22 protein-coding genes are annotated in these 19,948 nt (G+C 66.3%); 10 read left to right on the top strand and 12 right to left on the bottom strand.

What is annotated here, in order from left to right:
- The 4 genes from LRM40_RS09490 to LRM40_RS09475 all read left to right on the top strand — a co-directional run bounded on the left by LRM40_RS09490 (window position 1) and on the right by LRM40_RS09475 (window position 2,273).
- Complete coding sequence (locus LRM40_RS09490) at window positions 1-396, top strand: PilZ domain-containing protein (RefSeq protein WP_151122960.1); 396 nt, start codon at window positions 1-3, stop codon at window positions 394-396.
- 62 nt (window positions 397-458) lie between these two features.
- Window positions 459-1,265, top strand: a complete 807-nt coding sequence (locus LRM40_RS09485) for a TatD family hydrolase (protein ID WP_151122958.1) — start codon at window positions 459-461, stop codon at window positions 1,263-1,265.
- Entirely contained in the window at window positions 1,262-1,912 is a 651-nt protein-coding gene (locus LRM40_RS09480) for an ankyrin repeat domain-containing protein (protein WP_151122956.1), read from the top strand. The genes LRM40_RS09485 and LRM40_RS09480 overlap by 4 nt, the downstream gene beginning before the upstream one ends.
- 133 nt (window positions 1,913-2,045) lie before the next feature.
- A complete protein-coding gene (locus LRM40_RS09475) occupies window positions 2,046-2,273 on the top strand; it encodes a hypothetical protein (RefSeq protein ID WP_151122954.1) in 228 nt (75 codons plus the stop codon).
- 20 nt (window positions 2,274-2,293) lie between these two features.
- Here LRM40_RS09475 and bioC read toward each other — a convergent pair whose 3' ends face one another.
- Window positions 2,294-3,862 carry a malonyl-ACP O-methyltransferase BioC gene (bioC, locus tag LRM40_RS09470; protein WP_151122952.1) on the bottom strand — a complete coding sequence of 523 codons (1,569 nt, stop codon included), beginning with the start codon at window positions 3,860-3,862 and terminating at the stop codon, window positions 2,294-2,296.
- Between the two features lie 224 nt (window positions 3,863-4,086).
- On the opposite strand from bioC, the gene LRM40_RS09465 reads away from it, so the two are divergent.
- The gene (locus tag LRM40_RS09465; protein WP_151122950.1) at window positions 4,087-4,512 is read left to right on the top strand and encodes a hypothetical protein; all 426 of its coding nucleotides are present in this window, start codon (window positions 4,087-4,089) and stop codon (window positions 4,510-4,512) included.
- Window positions 4,513-4,953: 441 nt separating this feature from the next.
- Here the strand turns inward: LRM40_RS09465 and LRM40_RS09460 are convergent, their stop codons facing one another.
- The 8 genes from LRM40_RS09460 to LRM40_RS09430 form a co-directional block, all read right to left on the bottom strand.
- Window positions 4,954-6,108: a zonular occludens toxin domain-containing protein gene (locus tag LRM40_RS09460; RefSeq protein ID WP_151122948.1), complete on the bottom strand. Its 1,155-nt coding sequence runs from the start codon at window positions 6,106-6,108 to the stop codon at window positions 4,954-4,956.
- Window positions 6,105-6,428 (bottom strand): hypothetical protein, encoded by a 324-nt coding sequence (locus tag LRM40_RS09455; protein ID WP_231067489.1) that lies wholly within the window; start codon window positions 6,426-6,428, stop codon window positions 6,105-6,107. The genes LRM40_RS09460 and LRM40_RS09455 overlap by 4 nt, the downstream gene beginning before the upstream one ends.
- Window positions 6,429-6,450: 22 nt before the next feature.
- Window positions 6,451-7,968, bottom strand: a complete 1,518-nt coding sequence (locus LRM40_RS09450; protein WP_151122944.1) for a hypothetical protein — start codon at window positions 7,966-7,968, stop codon at window positions 6,451-6,453.
- Between the two features lie 105 nt (window positions 7,969-8,073).
- Window positions 8,074-8,208 (bottom strand): hypothetical protein, encoded by a 135-nt coding sequence (locus LRM40_RS21395; protein ID WP_259372454.1) that lies wholly within the window; start codon window positions 8,206-8,208, stop codon window positions 8,074-8,076.
- A 63-nt stretch (window positions 8,209-8,271) separates the two neighbouring features.
- The gene (locus LRM40_RS09445) at window positions 8,272-8,625 is read right to left on the bottom strand and encodes a hypothetical protein (protein ID WP_151122942.1); all 354 of its coding nucleotides are present in this window, start codon (window positions 8,623-8,625) and stop codon (window positions 8,272-8,274) included.
- 234 nt (window positions 8,626-8,859) lie between these two features.
- The gene (locus LRM40_RS09440; RefSeq protein ID WP_151122939.1) at window positions 8,860-10,005 is read right to left on the bottom strand and encodes a phage/plasmid replication domain-containing protein; all 1,146 of its coding nucleotides are present in this window, start codon (window positions 10,003-10,005) and stop codon (window positions 8,860-8,862) included.
- Window positions 10,002-10,220, bottom strand: coding sequence for a hypothetical protein (locus tag LRM40_RS09435; RefSeq protein WP_151122936.1), 219 nt, complete (start codon window positions 10,218-10,220; stop codon window positions 10,002-10,004). The genes LRM40_RS09440 and LRM40_RS09435 overlap by 4 nt, the downstream gene beginning before the upstream one ends.
- A gap of 172 nt (window positions 10,221-10,392) precedes the next feature.
- A complete protein-coding gene (locus LRM40_RS09430) occupies window positions 10,393-10,719 on the bottom strand; it encodes a hypothetical protein (RefSeq protein ID WP_151122933.1) in 327 nt (108 codons plus the stop codon).
- A gap of 74 nt (window positions 10,720-10,793) precedes the next feature.
- On the opposite strand from LRM40_RS09430, the gene LRM40_RS09425 reads away from it, so the two are divergent.
- Window positions 10,794-11,165 carry a helix-turn-helix domain-containing protein gene (locus tag LRM40_RS09425; protein WP_151122931.1) on the top strand — a complete coding sequence of 124 codons (372 nt, stop codon included), beginning with the start codon at window positions 10,794-10,796 and terminating at the stop codon, window positions 11,163-11,165.
- 55 nt (window positions 11,166-11,220) lie between these two features.
- Here the strand turns inward: LRM40_RS09425 and LRM40_RS09420 are convergent, their stop codons facing one another.
- Window positions 11,221-13,689, bottom strand: coding sequence for a response regulator (locus LRM40_RS09420; RefSeq protein WP_151122928.1), 2,469 nt, complete (start codon window positions 13,687-13,689; stop codon window positions 11,221-11,223).
- Between the two features lie 225 nt (window positions 13,690-13,914).
- Between LRM40_RS09420 and LRM40_RS09415 the strand changes: the two genes are divergently transcribed.
- Both LRM40_RS09415 and LRM40_RS09410 read left to right on the top strand, forming a co-directional pair.
- Complete coding sequence (locus LRM40_RS09415; RefSeq protein WP_151122926.1) at window positions 13,915-14,865, top strand: M14 family metallopeptidase; 951 nt, start codon at window positions 13,915-13,917, stop codon at window positions 14,863-14,865.
- 2 nt (window positions 14,866-14,867) lie between these two features.
- Window positions 14,868-15,323: a universal stress protein gene (locus LRM40_RS09410; protein WP_151122923.1), complete on the top strand. Its 456-nt coding sequence runs from the start codon at window positions 14,868-14,870 to the stop codon at window positions 15,321-15,323.
- Window positions 15,324-15,335: 12 nt separating this feature from the next.
- Here the strand turns inward: LRM40_RS09410 and LRM40_RS09405 are convergent, their stop codons facing one another.
- Both LRM40_RS09405 and LRM40_RS09400 read right to left on the bottom strand, forming a co-directional pair.
- Entirely contained in the window at window positions 15,336-16,874 is a 1,539-nt protein-coding gene (locus tag LRM40_RS09405) for a bifunctional aminoglycoside phosphotransferase/ATP-binding protein (RefSeq protein WP_151122920.1), read from the bottom strand.
- 5 nt (window positions 16,875-16,879) lie between these two features.
- Window positions 16,880-17,086 (bottom strand): heavy-metal-associated domain-containing protein, encoded by a 207-nt coding sequence (locus tag LRM40_RS09400; RefSeq protein WP_151122918.1) that lies wholly within the window; start codon window positions 17,084-17,086, stop codon window positions 16,880-16,882.
- A 203-nt stretch (window positions 17,087-17,289) separates the two neighbouring features.
- Here LRM40_RS09400 and LRM40_RS09395 point away from each other — a divergent pair, with 203 nt between their 5' ends.
- Complete coding sequence (locus tag LRM40_RS09395) at window positions 17,290-19,515, top strand: heavy metal translocating P-type ATPase (RefSeq protein ID WP_151122915.1); 2,226 nt, start codon at window positions 17,290-17,292, stop codon at window positions 19,513-19,515.
- Window positions 19,512-19,934, top strand: a complete 423-nt coding sequence (gene cueR / locus LRM40_RS09390) for a Cu(I)-responsive transcriptional regulator (protein WP_151122912.1) — start codon at window positions 19,512-19,514, stop codon at window positions 19,932-19,934. Before LRM40_RS09395 ends, cueR begins: the two co-directional genes overlap by 4 nt.
- Window positions 19,935-19,948: the final 14 nt, after the last annotated feature.

Below are 19,948 nucleotides of genomic sequence, written 5' to 3'. Positions count from 1 at the left end.
ATGAGCGATACCGACAGCAGAAGCCCCGGGCTGCCCGCAGGGGCGCCCGCCGTCTCCGGCCGGCCCAGCGTGATCCAGCTGGTGTTCAGGGAGAAGGGGGCGCTCTATGCCGCCTACATGCCCTTCTTCACCGAGGGGGGGCTGTTCGTCCCCACCAACCGCGAGTACCAACTGGGGGATGACATCTACCTGCTGCTGTCCCTGCCGGGCGACCCGCAGCGTTACCCGGTGGCGGGCAAGGTGGGCTGGCTGACACCGGCCAACACCTCGGGCGGACGCACGCAAGGCGTGGGCGTGCGCTTCCCAGGCGACGACAAGACGCGGGCCCTGAAGGTGCGGATCGAGGAGATCCTGGGCACCTCGCTGTCTTCCTCCAAGCCCACCCAGACGCTCTGAGCGCGTCCCATTCCTTTTGCCAGCCGCAGGGCGATCCCAGCGGCCATGTCTGTTGCTCCACCATGTTCGTCGATTCGCACTGCCACCTCAGCTTTCCTGAACTGAAGGAGAGCCTGCCCCAGATTCGCGCCGACATGGCCCAGGCCGGGGTGGGGGCGGCGCTGTGCATCAGCACTCGCAAGGACGAGATTGCCGAGGTGGTGGCCCTGGCCGAGACCGATGCCGCCTGGTGGGCCAGCGCCGGCGTGCACCCCGACACCGAGGACGAGCCCGAGATCAGCGAAGGCGAGCTGCTGCAATGGGCGGCCCACCCCAAGGTGGTGGCCATCGGCGAGACCGGGCTGGACTACTACCGCCTGAACGGCCGCACGGTGGCCGACATGGCCTGGCAGCGCGAGCGCTTCCGGGTGCACATCCGCGCGTCCCAGGCCAGCGGGCTGCCGCTGATCATCCACACCCGCAGCGCCAGCGAGGACACCCTGGCCCTGTTGCGCGAGGCCGCCACCACGGGGCCGGCGCCGCGAGGGGTGTTCCATTGCTTCACCGAAACCCGCGAGGTGGCCCGTGCCGCCCTGGACCTGGGCTTCCTGATCTCCTTTTCCGGCATCGTCACCTTCCGCAATGCCGAGGAGCTGCGCGAGGTGGCCCGCATGGTGCCGCTGGACCGCTGCCTGATCGAGACCGACAGCCCCTATCTGGCGCCGGTGCCCTTCCGCGGCAAGACCAACACCCCGGCGCTGGTGCCCCATGTGGCGGCCGAGCTGGCCAAGCAGAAGGGCCTGTCGGTGGAGGCGATTGCCGAGGCCACGAGCCACAACTTCGAGCAGTTGTTCGGCGTGCAACTGCCCATCGGAGGCGCTGCAGCATGAAGCGACGCAGCTGCCTGAAGGGGGTGGCGGGCCTGCTGCTGGCCACCCACGTTTTGGCCGCCCGTGCCGGCAGCTACGAGGACTGGTTCCGCTACATCGAGCTGGACCTGGGGCGCGAGATCCAGAAGATGCTCCAGGCCGGGTTCGATGTGAACACCGTTGACCCGCGGGGGCAGAGCGGCCTTTACCTGGCGTTGCGCGAAGGTTCCGGCACCGTGTTGCCGGTCCTGCTGGCCTGGCCCGGCCTGGCCGCGGACGCCGAGAACGCCATGGGTGAGACGCCGCTGATGATGGCTGCGCTCAAGGGGCGCGTGGAGGTGATGAACACCCTCATCCAACGCGGAGCCCGCATCAACAAGGCGGGTTGGACGCCCCTGCATTACGCCGCCGCCGGCCCCAGCCTCGAAGCAGTGGAACTGCTGCTGGCCCGTGGCGCCGTGCTGGACGCCGTCGCCCCCAATGGCAACACCCCGCTGATGATGGCCGCAGGCTACGGCGCCATCGACAGTGCCCGGCTGCTGCTGCGTCGCGGGGCCGACGCGCGCCCGCGCAATCAGGGCGGGCGCCAGGCAGCCGACTTCGCCGACGCGGCCGACCGCACCGGGCTGGCGCAGGAACTGCGCGCCGCCACCAGCGCCGCCCGCTGAGCAACACACCGACACATTTGTCGGACAAATTCCGACATAGCGCTTGTCTGGCGGCCGACTTCTTCGAAAAGACGTGCTTGCCTACAGTTCATTCCATGGTCACCACCCGGGGGCCAACCACGGAGAGAACACCATGCGCCATCAAGAAGTCATCGCGAATCCCTTCCTGATGCTGACCCAGCCGGACTCGATCCTGGCTGCGGTGGAGCGCTCGGAGCGTCTGGGGCACCTGAAGCGCCGCGTGTGCCGTCCGCTGGACCGTCCGCTGATCCCCAAGATCAACCAAGCCGAACTGAGCGCCTACGACGACGCCATCGACAGCGAAGTCGAGGCCGACTTGCCCGACGAAGAACAAGCTTGAATCCAGGCGATCCAGGGCCCTCAGTCAGGGCGTCGGGTCAGACGCAGGGACAGCACCCGGTAGCGGGCCGGCAGTCCCTCCGGGGTGCGAAAGCGCTCCATGGCCGCCATCCAGGCCTGCACGGCCCGGCGTCCCCCCAGCCCCGCGCGTGCAGACTGCATGTGGTGGGCGCCCACCCCCTTGATGGCATTGGCCAAGCTGCGGATGTCAGGGTGATGATCCACCTCGTCCGCGCAACTCTGCCAGTCCACCGTCCAAAGCGTCGCATCCACCTGGGCCAGCAGCGCCTGGGCCGACGGAAAGCGGTGCACATGGTCCAGGTCGTCCACCGTGGCCCAGGCCTCGGCCAGTTCCCGCAGCGTCCCCTCGGCCAGGGTGTTCAGCAGCACCGTGCCACCGGGCTTCAGCACGCGGTGAATCTCGGCCAAGGCCGCTGAGAAACTGTCGCACCACTGCAGCGCCAGGCTGGAGTAAATCAGATCCACGCTGGCATCGCCCAGTGGCATGTGCTCGGCGGGCGCGCAGATCCACTCGAAGCGATCGCCCCATCGCGCCCGGGCCTGCGCCAGCATGCCCGAGGCCAGATCCAGCCCGATCACCCGCGCTTGCGGACAGGCCTGCTGCAGCGCCGGCAGGCAATAGCCCGTGCCGCAGCCCAGGTCCAGCACGGTACGCACCGATTCGGTCGCTCCCGCTGCCGGCAGCCGTTCCAGCAATTGAAACGCCAGACGGCGCTGGAGGAGGGCACGTTGCTCGTAGGCCGTGGCGGCCTTGCTGAACGCTTGGGCCACACGGCTTTGCAGGGTGGGGCGCCGCAGCTGCTGCCACAGCGCATCGACCACCTGAGCCAGCGCGGGTGCATGGGTCAGGGACAGGGCGTGCGGGGCCTCGGCCAGCACCGACACCTCGCCAGGACGGCCCGTGAGCGACGCGATGGCATCGGCGCAAGCCACGGGCAGCACCGCATCCTGTCCCGCCAGCACATGGCGCACTGGGACGGGCAGTTTGCCGAGCACCGAACGCACGTCCAATTGCGCCAGCCAATCCAGCTCGGCACGCAGGGTGGAACGGTCCGGCGCCGGCAGCTGGGCATGGGTCTGTAGCCACTTCAGTTGCTGGCGCAACTCGCCACTGGCACAGCCTTTCAGTTCCAGGCCGGCGAAGCGGCGCAGCGTGCCCGCCACGTCGTCCGTGCCGGCGTACACCGCGTCGAACAGTTCCTGCGGAACCCCCGCAGGCCAGTCGGTGCTGGCGAGGAATTTGGGCGACGAAGCGACCGTGACCACGCCAGACACCATCCGCGGGGCGGCACGGGCCGCCGCCGCCAGGGCCAGCATGCCGCCCAGGGACCAGCCCACCCAGATCGCACCGACCGGCGCCGACCTCAGCAGCTCGTCGATGACGGCGTCCAGATCGTCATCGCCGGCAGGAGACTCACCACAGCCCGGCAGATCAACGGCATGAAGTGCAAACCGATCGCCGAGGACCTCGGCCAGAGGCCGCCAGATCTGGGCGTTGGACGCGAAACCGTGGACACAAAACAAAGCGGGCAACCCAGGGTTGCCCATGACGTGCACCTTCAATGCCATGGGGCTAGTGTGCCTGAAGTCAGGACGGTCCTCGGGTGGGATCACCGGTTCGGTTCATCAAGATGCACGACAATGTATATTATGTCAAATAAAGTGAACAGGCTTTTCAGGCGATTGCGCGCCTTCTTCCAGACGTACACCAGGGCCGGCAACGGCCCTTTTTTGTGGCCGCTGCTTGGGAGCCAAGAACAATGATCAACCGATACCCGAAGGAGCCGCCGACGATGGCGGAACTCCTCGCGGACCCGCTGCTGCGGAGCCTCAAACAGAGCGACGTGGCGAGGTTCCTGGACGTGACTGAACGCACCTTAAGGCGCTGGAAAAAGACCGGCGCACCACGCCAAGCCAGACTGCTGTTGTGGGCTATTTCGTTGCACGGACTCGACACTTTGCAGACCGAGGCCGACAACACGGTCGCACTATTTGCTGGGATGGCCCGTGGTCTGGCGGAAGAAGTCGATGCGCACCGGAGACGCATCGCCCACTTGATCAGATTGGGAGACTTCGGCAGCGCGAATAGCCCGCACCTCGGCTTCGAGAGCGCGAACGCGCTTAGAAAGCATGAAGTGGTCAATGACCAGAAACACCACGCCGATGATGGCGCACCACACAAGCAGCAGATGCCAAAAAGACACTTGGCGAGACCGTGACTGCGCCTGTTGCTTAGACCGCCAGAACACCCAGTTGGGCTCAGATCTTCCTGTGCCTGAATTGGACGGACTTGATGGTGCTTGTGAAGCCGGCCGAGGCGGTGCTGACTCCTGCCGAGGTGATGCTTGTTCCTTGCGGCGCTGATCCGGCCGCATGTAGTCCCGGTCATAGACACCCATCGTCCTTCTCCTTCTCCCTTTGCCGGAGATGATGCCATGCAGCTGGTGGTGCCGGGGCGGGCCAGGCCTGTCCCCCGCTGCGCGGGTCCCCCTTCGGCCCTCGGCGGCGCCGCCGCCGCCCCAATCCAGCGGAGAAGCTGAGGCACGCTGGCTTTGCTTTTGAGAAAGAAGCCCGAGACGGAAGCAACACCTCAGTGAGCCATGCTGGCGCACAGGGTTCGGGGTGGGGACCCCCCCAAGGGGTCCCCCCCACCCCTACCCCTATGCGCCCTGCTGGGCGATCTGCACGGACTGAGTGGGGGCGTCGCAGACGGCACGACGCTCCACGTCTTGCCACGTGAGCTTGGTCAGGCAAGCCATCTGGACCTCAAGGGTGTAGCCGGCCTTTTCCAGGTCCGCACCGGTCAGACGCGACACCACCTGACCGTTCTGGCTGACGGCGTACATGCAGAGCGACCGAGCACCAGCCGAGACGCAGCCGTACATGTGCAAGCCATAGCCGGCAAAGGGATCGGCACCCACCTTGCCGCGAGCGGCGAGCGTCTGCACCCCGGGTGCAACGACTGAGGCCGGCGCAGAGGCCGGGACAGAGGCAGGCAGAGAAGCCCGAGCCGCAGCAATGGCAGAAGCACGCGCCGCGCTGGCCGCCTCAGCGTGCACGGCAGGAACGGAACGGGCCTGCTTCACATGAGCCTGCCATGGCATGCGGATGAAGAACAGCGAGGCGATGCCCAAAGGGAGCATCACGGCGGCACCGACAACCGGCCAACGACGCCAGATCGGCACGATGTCAGACGCGGCCACTTCTGCCACCGCAACGCCCTGGGTGTGGCTGCGCCAAAGGCCAAAGTACTTCTTCTCGTAGGTGCGAACAGTGGTGTTCACCACGTCGCCCTTGATGCCGTCCTTCACCTTTCGGATGTACTTGCTCATGCTGCCGAAGCTGCTGGCCTTCTGGCAGAAGTAGCAAGTCTGGATGAGTTCGGCAATGTCGGGCGTCAGCCTGCCGGTGGTCTGGGTCATCACCATCACATCGGAATTGGTGTGGCGGTGCATCTCGAACCACTCGACCACTGAGCGGGGTGTCCGACCTCGACCCATGACGTTCGCCGCCTCGTCAATGACGAAGAAAGGCCCCCTGCCCTCGGCGTCACGCCAGTCCGTGGCGTAGTCATCGACGTGACCGAATACGCGGTGAATGCCGGTGTACCGAGTATCCGGCTGGCGTTCAGTCAAGGGCTTGTCGCGGACCTCGATCAGATCGCGCCAAGCGGGCTCAATGGCGGCCCAGCGATCCACATCGAGCGGCATGTTCGTAATGACCTTTCGGCCACGCTTGAGCGCCTCCATGATGTGGTAGACGCAAGCCTCATAGCCCTTGCCGCCACCTGGGCGGCCAAACATGCCGAGGATCATGAGCCGAGCCTCACGAACGGGATGAGTTGAAGGAGCACGCGAACGCCGATGGCAACGGCAACGATGCCCACGGCAGAACTCAAACCCACCGCCTGCATCGCTTCGATGGTGGAAGGCGGCAGGCCGGCCCAATCGGCGGTGTAGGCGGTCAAGCCGCCAAGGTCGATCGAGCCCACCAGGGTCACCGCGAGACCCAGGAAGGCGTCAAAGGACCACACCAGCACATCGGTAAGCATGAGCCAGAAGGCGGTGAACGCAGCCACGGCCAACTCGCCGAGCCAAGTTGCAAGCGCCGCAATCTTGGACAGCAGCAGCGTCAAGCCTTGAACAATACCGGCCATATCAGCCTCCGAAAATGAGTTTCCGAGCCGCCAGCAGCGCGGAAATGTTGAAGATGATTTTGAGGACGCCCCACAGCCAACACGGAATGGAAACGTCGCCACTGGTGTTGATGCCCAGGACGTTCACCGGAATCACCCACACCGGACAGCCACCATTTCCAAACGAGGGAGTCAGAGAGTTGACCCAGGAAATGAGGGGGATTTGCGAAATGGCCTGAGCGTGAGAATCCCACACGCCTTTGACGCCATCAGGGTATTTCTGCTCATAGAGCTTCGGGACAGAAGGCATGCCGGTATCAGTAGGTGTACCGGCGTCGTCGTTTTCCTTGGTGGTCGTGCTGCTAGTGCAGGAACCCGCAGCAGTGCAAGTCGTCACGGTAGTGGTCGAATTATTCGTGACGGTAATGGTATTGCCTGAATACGAATAACCATTGTTCGGCGTGGTGGTAGTCGTCGTCACCGTGCCGTCTGGATTGGTGGTGATAGTGGTCGAAGGCGAACCCACCGACTGAGGATCACCCGTCAAAGTGCGTTCAGGAGCACCCTGGAGACTGCCGCCCTTGTCAAGAATCTTCTGCATGACGGCAGCTGCATTGGCAATGTTTGCATATGCCTCCATGAGCCTTTTGGCATCTTCTGCGGAAATGGTGTGATAACGGCCGGTGGGGCACTTGCCGTCCGGACCGGGTGGAGAACCGGCAGGAAGGCTGTAAGCAGGATCAAGCTCATCAATCACTGCGGGGCAACTCGAATTAGAAGAAGCACCGAGGTTTCTGAAAGCAGTAGAGGTAATTGCAGTCGTGGCGCCAGGGGTATAGCTACCATTGCTCTGCTTGGAATAATAGGTTTTATAACCAGCCGACTTACAAGACGTCTGAGATGTACAAACCGCAGAAACCTGAGTCACCTGAGTGCAACCGGAAAGCTTAGCAGCCAAGCAAGTTGAATACGCAGTGTCGTATGCGGTCTGCAACATGGAAGCCCAATTCGCGCAAGCACTGGGAAAATCTGAGCCACTACCGTAAGCAGGGGACGGCGTAACAAACTTCTCAACGCTTATGGAAGGAACACCATCGCACTGAAAAACAGAAGAAACTGCCGGGTCCTGACCATCGTCATATAGCCAATCAGTGACATTACAACCCGTCCGAGAACTGGAGGACGTGCCAAGACCCAAATAAGCAGCAAGCTCGGTGCCGGCCTGACAGCCGACGATAAAACTCTCTTTCGCCATCGAAATAGCAAAAGCAGCAGGAACCGCACGGCGAGCGAGTATAGAAATACGCCCACCGGCCAAGGTGCCGGCATAGCTTTCAGCGACTGTGACAGCACCGCCAGCAGCAGAGCCAATTGTGCGGTTGGTCATGGAGAAAGGACCGGAACCACCAGCCCCATCCGCAACCGCATAAGTATTGGTCCCGGTCTGCTGAAGAACAATCGAACCGGAAGGCGTGACGTTGGTTGCAAAGGCAAAAAAAGGCGACCAAAGGGCCGCCAGAAGCAGGAAGCGAAGGAACATCACAGCCCTGCCCCCTTGAAGCCCAAGACCAAGGCCAACCCGCCGACCCCCCCGAGAAGGGCGATGGACACCCAGCAAAAAGCGACGAGCGGCCCGGTCATGGCGTCAGGCCTTGTTCACGCCGCGCTTCGCGAGGCTGATGCCCTTGAAGGCGAGCGCGATGGCCACGATGATGACGCCGGTGGCACCAACGAAGGTGGCGACGGTGGACAGGTCCACGGCGGCAAAGATTTCGGTCATGAAAAGACTCCCAAGAAACTACCGAGTAACCGACCCGGCGACGGATTCAGGAACACCCTGAAATCAAGCGCGACGGATGACGCCGACAGCGACACCCACGGCATAACCCAACGACCAGAGAAAGACGACGAAACCGACACCCCAGCCGGCAACACCGAGAATCTCTGAAGGAGTGAAACCGAGTTGCAGGAACTCATCCCCGGCTTCACAAGAAACGAATGTCAGCGGCGAGGACGCCAGCGGCTGACCATCGACAAAAAGCGAAAGCACGCCCGAAGCGTCCGCGCCGCTACAGGTGACGACATACGGCCCACCAGTGCCAGCACCGACGAGCGGATAACTGCCCGTGCAAACGGCCTGAGAGGCGGTCTGAATCGAGTCATAACAGCGGCCGAGAGCGAAGGCACCCACGATCAATCACCCGACGAAAACTCAGACGATTCATCACGGTGGCCGCACTCAGGACACTGCAGATACTCGACCATTTCATCGCCGGCCAACTCCTCGTCCATGTACTCGCCGGGGTCGAATTCGGCACCGCAATTGGGACAGGTAACCATGATCAAAGCTCCAAAAGCCAAGAGGTAAGACGACGCGCCAGAACAGGAACCGCCACAGGGATCAAAGGCGCAACAAGAAGAAAGAGAGCCGTCATGCGGCCATCCGATACCAACTAGGGACGACGGCCGGGCGCAGGGTGATCACCTGCACACGGGGCTGGAAGGCACGCACGTTGCGCACGGCAATGTCGATGCCGTAGGGGAGCAAGGCGCGGCGATGCTTGTAGAACGAGGCGCGGCTCATGGCGGCCTTGCAGTCGGCACCGGCCAAGTAGTCCCGGGCCGTGCGACGAATGGCATTCGGCAGATGTTCCAGTTCGTCGGTGGTGCGCTCTGCACGGCCCAACACCTGGGCCTTGTCTTCGTAGATGCGGATGAGTTCGGCCATCGCGTGCCCCTTCTCGTAATCGCCGAGCCAAGCGGCCCCGACATCGGTCAGCGCCTTTGTGCGCAACGTCCCTTCAAAGCGCACCAGTCCCACGGTGCGGCAGTGCTCATAGAGCTCACCCTCCGAGCAGCCATGCCGGGCCAACTCGAGGTGCTTGATGTAGGCCTTCCAGTACTGGCGGGAGCCCTTGCCGCCGCCAAAGGAGACGGTCTCGCCCTGCCCCAGCGTGCGGCCCTCTTGCCGGCCGGCGTGCTGACTGCCAAGCCACGCCAGGAAGGCGTGGGCCTCATCCGGGCCGCCTGCCTCGAAATTGCCGGTCAGGTCGATGCGCGAGACACGCGCCCCCGACCAGCGGTAAGTGGCATCGCCATCGCGGCGAGTCAACTGGATGCGACGACCGGCCGTGAATGGCGGCAGACCGTAGTCCTCCAGGATCAGGTTGATGCGCTCCAGGCAGTGCCAGAAGTCGAAGCCCCACACGTTATCCGGGCGACCGAAGCGGCTCACGTTGCCGCTGAATGTCACCTTGTGACCGTCGCACTTGACGTTGACGTGGGTCTCATACGACCCCTCGAACTGCGCGGCACGCACGGTGCGCCACTCGACTTCCCCCTCTTCGTCGGAGGCCCACACAAGGCCGCTAGACACCACTGGCAGTGCTTCCTCATGCTCTTGGCTGATGGTCAGCCAATCCACGAAGAACGGTGCCGGCTGATCCTGGCGGGCAAGGTGCCGAGCAGCCTTCGCAGCCAGTTCCGAGAACTCGGAAGTCTCAAAATTGAGACTTCCGGAAGGTGTTACTAGGCACCTTCCGCTGCGCGGGGCCAAATCCACCACGGCGGCGGTCATGCGCGAGCCCTCGCCGAAGCCGTCAGGTTGAGCAGCTTGGCGTCCCAGAAGGTCCAAGCGTCCTCGGCCGCCGACGCCTGCGACCGCAGGGCCTGGACCGAAGCCCGGTAGCCCATGCGGTCCATGACGTCAGCGCGGCCGTGAAAGTCGGCGGCGCGCCGCTCTGCTTCCAGGCGGCGGCGCTGTGCGTCAGCGATGGCGGCGCGGCGGTTCATCAATCGAACGCAGCCAGAGCGTGCCGAACGGAAGCCAAGGCTTCACGCAGGCCCCGAAGGACCTGATCACCATAGTGCTGACGCTCGCACTCCTGCAACTCGTCTTGGAGCATCAGCGCCAAGTGCCGCAGACGGTCCACGGTGCAACGGTCTTGATAGCTCACGGCCGACCTCAGATCACGTCCAGGGTCATGGTGATCTGCTCACCGCGCAGGCGCTCGCCCGTTTCCTTGTCGGTGAAATTGAAGGACCGGCCGTAGCCGCCCAGCTGGGCCTTGCAGCGGATCACGTCGCCGACCTGCTGGCCCAGCTTCTCATCGCCTCGCACTTCCACCACGGACGGCGAAGTGAACTCATCGGGGGCGGGCAGCTGCACCTTGTGCAGCCACTTGCGGCCCTGCCGCGTGCTGATGGAACGGACCCCGGCCAGACGACCGGAGATCAGAACTTGACCCAGCTTCAGCCCCGCCTGTGCGGGCTCTTGACCTTGAACGCTCATAATCACTCACCTCAACTTGGTAGCGCTCACAGATATTTGTGAGTGACCGAATTAGACGGAGAAAGGCCAAAGCCATGCAGGACTGGAAAGCCCTAATTGACAAGGGAGCCGAAATGTGCGGTGGGCAAAATGCCCTAGCCCGAAAGCTGGGGACTACATCCGGCGCGCTGGCGAGTTGCAAGGCCGGGAAGCGGGCCATGCCGAAGGAGCAGATTCAGGAACTGGCGGCGATCCTGAACACGGACGCCAGCGAACTCTGGACGGCTCAAGAGCTGGCAAACATGCCGCGCCGCAACCCCTTTCTGAGAGCCGCTGCAACGGCGGCTGCTTGCCTGGTTGGTGGGGTCGTTTTGTCCGCTTCGCTTCCCAGCGATGCACAGGCATCTACCCTCGATAAGTCGTCATCGGCGGGTAACTGTCTGTATATTATGTCAAATAAAGAATGAACGTTTGGAAACTCCGACGACTGCGGACCGCACGGCCTTGCTCCCGGCTGCCCGGTCACTTCGCTGGATGCTGCTGGCGCTCGGGCCTGACCCAGCGTTCCATCATGGCCACCAACTCCTTGGGGCCGAAGGGTTTGGCGAGAAAGTCGTTCATGCCAGCGGCCAGGCAACGCTGTCTGTCCTGGGGGAACGCATTGGCCGTGAGCGCGAGGATCGGGGTGTCGGCGTAACCCGGCAGCTGACGGATGGCGGCCGTGGCGGCAATGCCGTCGACGCGCGGCATCTGCAGGTCCATCAGGATGACCGAGAACTGCGTTGCTCGGGCGGCGGCGATGGCAGCTTCGCCATCGGTCGCGGTGGTGACCTGCAGACCAGCCTCCTCCAGCAACGTCTGGGCGATGAGCCGGTTCACGGGTTCGTCGTCTGCCAACAGCACTTGCAGGCCGGCGAACCGGTTCGGGATCGGCGTGGCCGGCCCGTGGCTGGGTTGTGCCGCAGCCCGGTCCGCGGGGTTCTGGTCGATGCCCAGGCGCGCTGTGAACCAGAACACGCTGCCGTGGCCGGGGCCGGCGCTGCGCACGCCGGCATCGCCGCCCATCAACAGGGCCATCCGGCGCGTGAGTGCCAAGCCGAGCCCGGTGCCGCCGTGAAGGCGGGTGCTGGAGCCATCCGCCTGCTCGAAAGGCTGGAACAGCCGGGCCTGGGTCGCGGCGTCGAGCCCGATGCCGCTGTCCTCCACCTCGAAGCGCAGGGTCATTGCCCGAGGTTCGGCCGCCACCTGGCTCACCCGAATCTCGACCTGCCCCTGGTCGGTGAACTTGATCGCGTTGGAGACGTAGTTCAGCAGACATTGACGGATCAGGGTGGCGTCGCCTCGCAGGGCCGGCTGGGCTTCGGGTGGCCAAGCCCGCAGCTGCAGCCCCTTGAGCTCGGCACGCCCCGCCATGATCTCCCGCACCTCCTCCAGCAGAGCGGCAAGGTCGATGGGCACGCTGTCCAGTTCCTGTTTGCCGGCATCGATCTTGGCCAGATCCAGCAAGGCGTTGATGATGCGCAGAAGGTGGGCGGACGCCGCCTCCACGGCATCCATGCGCGCAGCCTGCACGGGCGGGACGCCGGCTCGGCGGATCAGATGCAGCAGCCCCACCACGGCATTCAGCGGCGTTCGGATCTCGTGCGAGACATTGGCCAGGAAGTGCCCCTTGGCGACATTGGCGGCTTCTGCGGCCTCCTTGGCAAGTGACAGCTCCCGCGTGCGCGCCTCCACCAGTTGCTCGAGCCGCTGCCGGTGCATGCGCAGCTCCTCGTCAGCCTGATGGCGGGCGGTGACGTCTCGCACGGCACAGCCCATGAAGGTCCCGCCCACCGTCTGAACCGGGGCAAGGCTCAATTCAAAGGGAAAGCTGCTGCCGTCGCTGGCCCGGGCCACCCCTTCCAATCGCTGTGCCTCGCCCTGCCAATCTGCGTCCAGGCCGGGTATCAGCGTCGTCATGGCAATTCCCGACAGGGCGCCCTGCGCGGTCCGGAACATGCGGCACGCCTCGAGGTTGGCGTGCACGATGGTGCCCTGCCCGTTCACCAGCAGCGTGGCATCGGGCGCCGCCTCCAGCATCGAGGCCATCTGGCGGGCTGCCGAGCGCTGTCGCTCGTCCGCCAGGGCGCTGGCCCTCACAAGGCGGGTCTGGGCCCAGAACAGCCACAGCAGCGCCAGGATGACGCCGACCATGGCGCCCCGCAGCGGCCAGGCACCAGGCGCTACGGCGGGCCAGCCGCCGCGGGGAATGGCGGCAAGCTGCCACTCCCCGCCTGGCAGTTCCAGCGTGGTCACCGCGGGGGATTGGTCGAAGATGCCGGGGCGCCCCAGGAAGACTTCGCCCCGCTTCCCCAGGCCATCGCGGCCCCGGATGGCGATTTCCACCGTGGGGTCACCGTCCGGCAATCCTGCCGCGGCCAGCAGGCGATCGGAGTCGATCACGGCGCTGACGATGCCCCAGAAGTGATCCCCCCGGCTGTTGGCGTCGGGCAGGTAGATCGGCACACGGACGATCAGGCCCAGCCCGCCCTGGACCAGCTTGACCGGTCCGGCCACCACCATCTGCCGACTCAGGCGGGCACGTTCCACGGAAGCGAACTGGTTGGGCAGGTCGCGATAGGCGCGGCCGATGGCGCGCTCGTTGCCGGCCAGAGGCGCCACGTAACGGATCACCAGGTCCGGCGCGGCGGCGATGTTGCGCAGGTAGCTGCCTCCCCCATCCAGCAAAGGGCGGGTTGCGATCTCGAATTGCTTCTGGTCCAGGTCGGGATCCAGGTGGAAGACACTGACCAGGCCGCGTGCCAACTGGATCTGCGGGTACAGCGTGCCGGCCAGTCGTTCTCGAGCCTGGCCGAGCCGATTCTGGACATCGATCCTCAGTTCAGCGGCCTTCTGTCGCTCGATCAGCCACTCTCCGGCCACGCCGAGCAACGCGACGAACAGCAGGAGCAGGATGCTGAGCAGTCGGCTGGGGCGTGGCGCGAGGAGCATGACACTGGGTGGGGGACCGCAGGATGACGCGACTATCTCACGGGATCACGCAAGTCGCCCGCAAGGGCTCCCGTGTCCGTTGGCGAGCTGAGACGGCTCGCGGCAACGGCGCATCATGGCCGCGATACAGGTCCGCATGCTGTGGAAGCCCGGTCGCGGGTGTATCGTGAAGGGCATTGCAGTGAGCGACACAAACGCGTGACACAGTCCCCCTCTGCCGCCCCGATGGCGGCGCCCCACTCCCGTCCCGCCTATGACATCGGCACGCCAGGCACCCCGTGGGGGCCGGAAGAGCGTGCTGTCTGGCTGCAGCGGCAGCAGTTGCGCCGCAGCCATCAGGACGAGGTGGTGGCGCCCCTGCTGGCCGCCCTGCCCCCCCAGGCTGAACTGCTGCGCTACGGCGAGCTGGACTACACCCGGCTGGGCCTGGGGCGCTATCCGCTGCACGCGGTGCGCAGCCGGCAGTGGCAGGCTGGGCGCCCCACGGTGCTGGTGACGGGCGGCGTGCACGGCTACGAGACCAGTGGCGTGCAGGGTGCGCTCCAGTGGATCCGAGATGATTTCGCGCGTGCGGCCGAGCGCTTCAACCTGCTGGTGCTGCCCTGCATCAGCCCCTGGGGCTACGAGACGATCAACCGCTGGAACCCGGACGCATTGGATCCGAACCGTCAGTTCAAGCCGGGCAGCCCGGCGGCCGAATCGGCCCTGGCCATGGCCTGCGTGGCGGCCCAGGCCGGCGAGGTGGCCCTGCACATCGACCTGCACGAGACCACGGACACCGACAACAGCGAGTTCGGTCCGGCCAAGGCGGCGCGCGATGGCGGCGTATTCCACTGGGATCCGATCCCCGACGGCTTCTATCTGGTGGGCGACACCGAGCGCCCGGCACCGGCCTTCCAGCGGGCGCTGATCCAGGCGGTGCAGCAGGTCACCCACATTGCCGAGGCCGATGCGCGCGGCTGCATCTTGGGTGAAGCTGTGCAACAACATGGCGTGATCAACTACGCCAAGCGCACACTGGGGCTGTGCGGCGCGATGACGGCGGCGCGCTTCGTCACCACCACCGAGGTCTATCCGGACAGCCCGACGGCCAGCCCGGCCCAGTGCAATGCCGCCCAGGTGGCCGCCGTGAATGCGGCCATCGAATTCCTGACCCACGCTTCCAAGGAGAGTTGAACATGTACGCGAAGATCCTCGTCCCCGTGGATGGCAGCCCGACCGCCGAATGCGGCCTGCAGGAGGCCCTGAAGCTGGCCAAGGGCAGTTCCACCGCCCTGCTGCTGCTCTATGTGGTGGACCAATACCCGATGCTGGTGGACTTTGCCGCGGCAGCCAGCTACCAGGAAGTGCAGGACGATCTGCGCCGCTACGGCAAGGAAGTGCTGGCCAAGGCCCAGGCCGCCGCGCAGGCCGCAGGCGTCTCCGCCGAAGTGGTCGAGCGCGAAGTCATCGGCGGGCGGGTGGCGGATGTGGTGGTGGGCGAAGCCGAGAAGGCCGGCTGTGACCTGATCGTCATGGGCACCCATGGCCGCCGTGGCCTGAGCCGCCTGACCCTGGGCAGCGACGCCGAACTGGTGGTGCGTCACGCCCCGGTGCCGGTGCTGCTGGTGCGCCACGGCGAAGCGCCGCGCTGATCCGCCCCCGGTTCAGAGCGGGCTCAGCCAACGCTGAAGCACCTGCGCCACGCCGGTGGCGTCGCATTCGCCCACGGTGATGGCGGTGCGGACTTCGTCCGCGCCGAGCCCCTGGGCATGGCCTTGCTGCTGCTTCAGCACCGCCGCGGTTGCTTCGGAAGGGTCCTGCACGCTGGTGGCGCGTCGGGCCAGTCGCCGGGCCAACTCCTCGGGCCCGGCCTGGCAGTGCAGGATGAGCCAGGGACTGCCCAGGGTCCGCGCCAGAGTGGAAAAGCGCTCGCGCTGGTCACGCCGCAGGAAGGCGGCATCCACGATCACCGGGTAACCGGCCCGCAACAGCATGCGGGCCGTGTCTTCCAGGCGCGCAAAGGTGCGTTGGGTGGCCTCGGCGGTGTAGATGTCCAGGCCGTGGGCGCGTGAGTCGTCCAGCGGCCCCAGGCCGAACAGGCGCTTGCGTTCCACATCCGAGCGCAGCCGCACCGCACCGGCGGCCTGCAGCAGCGCCCGCGCCCAGGTCGATTTTCCCGAGCCCGAGAGGCCGTGGGTGATCAGCAGCGGTGCCCCGCGACCCGCCCAAGGCGGCGTGGTGTGGCGCAGCGCCCAGCCCAGATAGTCCGGCTCATCGGCGGCCGCACCGCCCTGCCCTTGCCGCAACCCGGCCACCATGGCCCGGACCAGGGCCCGGTAGACCTCGAAGTAGCGCAGGCCGGTCAGGCCGTCCCAGTCGCCGCTGAGAGTCAGATAGCCGTCCAGCAGGGCAAAGGCCAGGTCGCGGCGCCCTCGCACCTGCAGGTCCATGGTCAGAAAGGCCAGGTCGTTCATCGTGTCGATCCAGCGCAGGGCCGGGTCGAACTCGATGCAGTCGAAGGCGGTGGGGCCCCCGGGCAGTTGGACCACATTGCCCAGGTGCAGGTCGCCATGGCCCTCGCGCACACAGCCATCGGCCAGGCGGCGCTGCCACCAGGGCATCAACCTCGCCTCCTCTGCGCGGAGCCAAGCTTGCAGTGGCTGGGCCTGTGCAGCGCTGTGTGGCCAGGTGAGGAGCGGGGCCAGCACCTTGGCTGTTGCCGCGGCGATGTCCGCCGGCTGGCCGTGGTCGCCGTCCGCTGTGGCGCGGGGGGCCGCGCTGTGAAAGGCCGCCAGCCGTTCGCCCAACAGCGTCAGGTCGTCCGCCGTCAGCTGCCCCTGGGCCAGGCGGGTGGACCACAGCGCATCGTCGGCAAAGCGCCGCATGTGCAGCGCATGGTCGATGACGGGGCCGCTGCCGCCCAGGGCTGGCGCCGCGGCAGAACCGGTCACGGCCAGCACGTCCAAATAGATTTGGGGCGCCAGACGCTGGTTCAGGCGCAGTTCCTCTTCGCAGAAGTGCTGGCGCAGGGCCGGCGTGCTGAAGTCCAGGAAGGCGAGCTTCAGCGGCTTCTTGAGCTTGTAGGCGTCCTGGCCGCAGAACAGCAGCCAGGAAATGTGGGTTTCGGCGCGCGCCACCGGCAGGCCGCTGTGCTGGGCCAAATACTGGGCCAGACCATCGGCCAGGGTGTGCTGCGCGCTCATGGCCGTCAGGCGGCCTGCAGGGTCGGGCTGTAGCCCGCTTCGCGCAGGGTTTCCAGCAGCGCGTCGTCGCTGAGGGTTTGGCTGCTCACGCTGACCACGTGGCTGGGCAGATCGATCTGCAGCGTGGCGGTGGGGTCGGCTGCGGTCACGGCGGCGGTGATGGCCTTCACGCAATGGCCGCAGGTCATGTCGGGAACGAGGAACTGGCTCATGGCATCTCCTGATGGGGCCGGTCGGCATGACCGGCATGTCGCCACTGTGGCGCTTCCCATCGTGGGAAGGTCAATGCCAGTGTGCCACGCCCGAGTTTGCTGTCGGGGCATGCCGGCCTGGCTTGACCTTCCTATGATGGGAGGCTTGAGGATCCCCTCATTCCTGTTTCTGAGGCGCCCGGCTTGCCGCCGGGTGTGTTGCCATGGCCACCACGACGCACGCATTCAACATCCAGATCGAAGGCATGAGCTGCGCCTCCTGCGTGATGCGGGTGGAGAAGGCCCTGAAGAAGGTGCCCGGCGTGGCCGAGGCCCAGGTGAACCTGGCCACCGAGCGCGCGCAGGTGACCGGCGGCGCCGAGTTGCAGCTGGCCCCTTTGCTGGCTGCGGTGGAGAAGGCCGGCTATGGCGCCCAGCCCGTGGTCGAAAGTCGGCCCCCCGTCGCGAGCAAGCTGCCCAGCGGCTGGACGGTGGTGGCCAGTGCCGTGCTGACGGTGCCTCTGATGCTGCCCATGCTGCTGCAGCTGGCCGGCGTGCACTGGATGTTGAGCGGCCTGTGGCAGTTGGCCCTGGCCACGCCGGTGCAGTTCTGGTTCGGCCGCCACTTCTACCGCGAAGGCTGGAAGGCCGCCCGAGCGGCCAGCGGCAACATGGACCTGCTGGTGGCCCTGGGCACCTCGGCCGCCTATGGCTTGTCGATTTACCTGCTCTGGCGCAGCTGGGGCGTGGACGACATGCCGCACCTGTACTTTGAAGGCTCCGCGGCGGTCATCACCCTGGTGCTGCTGGGCAAATGGCTGGAAGCGCGGGCCAAGCGCCAGACCACCGACGCCATCCGCGCCCTGAACGCGCTGCGGCCGGACACGGCGCGCGTGCTGCGCGACGGTCAGGTGCTGGATGTGCCGGTGGCCCAGGTGGCCGTGGGTGACGTGGTGCAGGTGCGCCCGGGTGAGCGGGTGGCGGTGGATGGTCTCGTCACCGAGGGCCGCAGCCATGTGGACGAATCGCTGATCACCGGTGAGAGCCACCCGGTGCTCAAGACGGTGGACAGCCGGGTGACCGGCGGCGCCATCAACGGCGAGGGGGTGTTGACCGTGCGCACCACCGCCATCGGTGCCGAGACCACGTTGGCGCGCATCATCCGGCTGGTGGAATCGGCCCAGGCTGGCAAGGCGCCCATCCAGCGCCTGGTCGACCAGGTGGCGGCCGTCTTCGTGCCGGTCGTGCTCTTGGTGGCCGCCCTCACCTTTGCTGGCTGGCTGCTGGCGGGCAGCGACTGGGAGCCGGCGCTGATCAACGCGGTGTCGGTGCTGGTCATCGCCTGCCCCTGTGCGCTGGGCCTGGCCACCCCCACGGCCATCATGGCCGGCACCGGCGTGGCGGCGCGCCACGGCATCCTCATCAAGGACGCCCAGGCGCTGGAGCTGGCCCATGCCGTCACCACCGTGGCCTTCGACAAGACGGGCACGCTGACCGAAGGTCGCCCCAGCTTGGTGGCCGTGCTGCCGGCCCCGGGGCAGACCGAGGCCTCGGTGCTGGTGCGGGCCGCCGGCCTGCAGCAGGCCAGCGAACACCCGCTGGCCAAGGCGGTGATGGCCCATGTGGCCGGCCTGTTCCCGGCCGCCCTGCCGGCGGCCACCGAGGTGAGCGCCCTGCCCGGCCGCGGCCTGCAGGGCCTGTTGGGGGGCGAACGCCTGCTGCTGGGCAGCGCCCGGCTGCTGCAGGAACGCGGGCTGGATGCCGGCCCGCTGGCCGAAGCCGCTCGGCGGTTGGAAGATGAGGGCCGCACCGTGTCCTGGCTGCTGCAGTCCACGGAGCAGACCACCGTGCTGCTGGGCCTGCTGGCTTTCGGTGACGCGGTCAAGCCGGTGGCCCGGGCGGCCGTGGCCCGGTTGCAGGCCTTGGGCGTGCGCACGGTCATGCTGACCGGCGACAACGCGGGTGCGGCCCGGCAGGTGGCGCAGGCCCTGGGCATCGACGAAGTGCACGCCCAGGTGCTGCCCGAGGACAAGGCCCGCATCGTCCAGGACCTGAAGGCCCAGGGCCAGGTGGTGGCCATGGTGGGCGACGGTATCAACGACGCGCCGGCCCTGGCCGCGGCCGATGTGGGCATCGCCATGGCCACCGGCACCGATGTGGCGATGGAGACGGCCGGCGTCACCCTGATGCGCGGCAACCCGGTGCTGGTGGCCGATGCGCTGGACATCTCCCGCCGCACCCACACCACGCTGAGGCGCGGCCTGTTCTGGGCCTTCGTCTATAACGTGGTGGGCATCCCGCTGGCGGCCTTCGGACTGCTCAACCCGGTGGTGGCCGGGGCGGCCATGGCCTTCAGCAGCGTCAGCGTGGTCAGCAACGCGCTGCTGCTGCGGCCCTGGCGGCCGGCGGCGGCCAGCCACTCGGAAGCGGCCACGGAGGAATCGGCATGAACATCGGCGAAGCGGCCCGTGCCTCGGGCGTGTCGGCCAAGATGATCCGGCACTACGAATCGGTGGGCCTGCTGGCGGCCGCGCCCCGCACCGATGCCGGCTACCGGCAGTACAGCGAGCGCGATGTGCACACCCTGGGCTTCATCCGGCATGCGCGGGATCTGGGTTTCGGCATCCCGCAGATCGGCGAGCTGCTGAGCCTGTGGCAGGATCGGGGCCGGTCCAGCCGGCAGGTCAAGGCCCTGGCGCAGGCGCACATCGAGGCGCTGGAGCGCAAGGTGCAGGAACTGCAGGCGATGAAGACCACCCTGTCCCACCTGGTGGACTGCTGCCATGGCGACGATCGGCCGGACTGTCCCATCCTCGACGGGCTGGCCCAGGACGATCCGCCCGGCAGCTGCTGTCCACCCCGGCGCTAGCCGGCGCGTTGCTG

It is taken from the genome of Ideonella dechloratans, from assembly GCF_021049305.1.
Classification (GTDB): Bacteria; Pseudomonadota; Gammaproteobacteria; order Burkholderiales; family Burkholderiaceae_C; genus Ideonella; species Ideonella dechloratans.
Note: the sequence above shows the minus strand (reverse complement) of the source record. Positions and strands in the feature narration are given on the sequence as shown.

Coding starts and splice junctions, on each gene's coding strand:
- LRM40_RS09490 (WP_151122960.1), top strand. CDS start 1: ATGAGCGATACCGACAGCAGAAGCCCCGGGCTGCCCGCAGGGGCGCCC.
- LRM40_RS09485 (WP_151122958.1), top strand. CDS start 459: ATGTTCGTCGATTCGCACTGCCACCTCAGCTTTCCTGAACTGAAGGAG.
- LRM40_RS09480 (WP_151122956.1), top strand. CDS start 1,262: ATGAAGCGACGCAGCTGCCTGAAGGGGGTGGCGGGCCTGCTGCTGGCC.
- LRM40_RS09475 (WP_151122954.1), top strand. CDS start 2,046: ATGCGCCATCAAGAAGTCATCGCGAATCCCTTCCTGATGCTGACCCAG.
- bioC (WP_151122952.1), bottom strand. CDS start 3,862: ATGGCATTGAAGGTGCACGTCATGGGCAACCCTGGGTTGCCCGCTTTG.
- LRM40_RS09465 (WP_151122950.1), top strand. CDS start 4,087: ATGGCGGAACTCCTCGCGGACCCGCTGCTGCGGAGCCTCAAACAGAGC.
- LRM40_RS09460 (WP_151122948.1), bottom strand. CDS start 6,108: ATGATCCTCGGCATGTTTGGCCGCCCAGGTGGCGGCAAGGGCTATGAG.
- LRM40_RS09450 (WP_151122944.1), bottom strand. CDS start 7,968: ATGTTCCTTCGCTTCCTGCTTCTGGCGGCCCTTTGGTCGCCTTTTTTT.
- LRM40_RS21395 (WP_259372454.1), bottom strand. CDS start 8,208: ATGACCGAAATCTTTGCCGCCGTGGACCTGTCCACCGTCGCCACCTTC.
- LRM40_RS09440 (WP_151122939.1), bottom strand. CDS start 10,005: ATGACCGCCGCCGTGGTGGATTTGGCCCCGCGCAGCGGAAGGTGCCTA.
- LRM40_RS09435 (WP_151122936.1), bottom strand. CDS start 10,220: ATGAACCGCCGCGCCGCCATCGCTGACGCACAGCGCCGCCGCCTGGAA.
- LRM40_RS09430 (WP_151122933.1), bottom strand. CDS start 10,719: ATGAGCGTTCAAGGTCAAGAGCCCGCACAGGCGGGGCTGAAGCTGGGT.
- LRM40_RS09425 (WP_151122931.1), top strand. CDS start 10,794: ATGCAGGACTGGAAAGCCCTAATTGACAAGGGAGCCGAAATGTGCGGT.
- LRM40_RS09420 (WP_151122928.1), bottom strand. CDS start 13,689: ATGCTCCTCGCGCCACGCCCCAGCCGACTGCTCAGCATCCTGCTCCTG.
- LRM40_RS09415 (WP_151122926.1), top strand. CDS start 13,915: ATGGCGGCGCCCCACTCCCGTCCCGCCTATGACATCGGCACGCCAGGC.
- LRM40_RS09410 (WP_151122923.1), top strand. CDS start 14,868: ATGTACGCGAAGATCCTCGTCCCCGTGGATGGCAGCCCGACCGCCGAA.
- LRM40_RS09405 (WP_151122920.1), bottom strand. CDS start 16,874: ATGAGCGCGCAGCACACCCTGGCCGATGGTCTGGCCCAGTATTTGGCC.
- LRM40_RS09400 (WP_151122918.1), bottom strand. CDS start 17,086: ATGAGCCAGTTCCTCGTTCCCGACATGACCTGCGGCCATTGCGTGAAG.
- LRM40_RS09395 (WP_151122915.1), top strand. CDS start 17,290: ATGGCCACCACGACGCACGCATTCAACATCCAGATCGAAGGCATGAGC.
- cueR (WP_151122912.1), top strand. CDS start 19,512: ATGAACATCGGCGAAGCGGCCCGTGCCTCGGGCGTGTCGGCCAAGATG.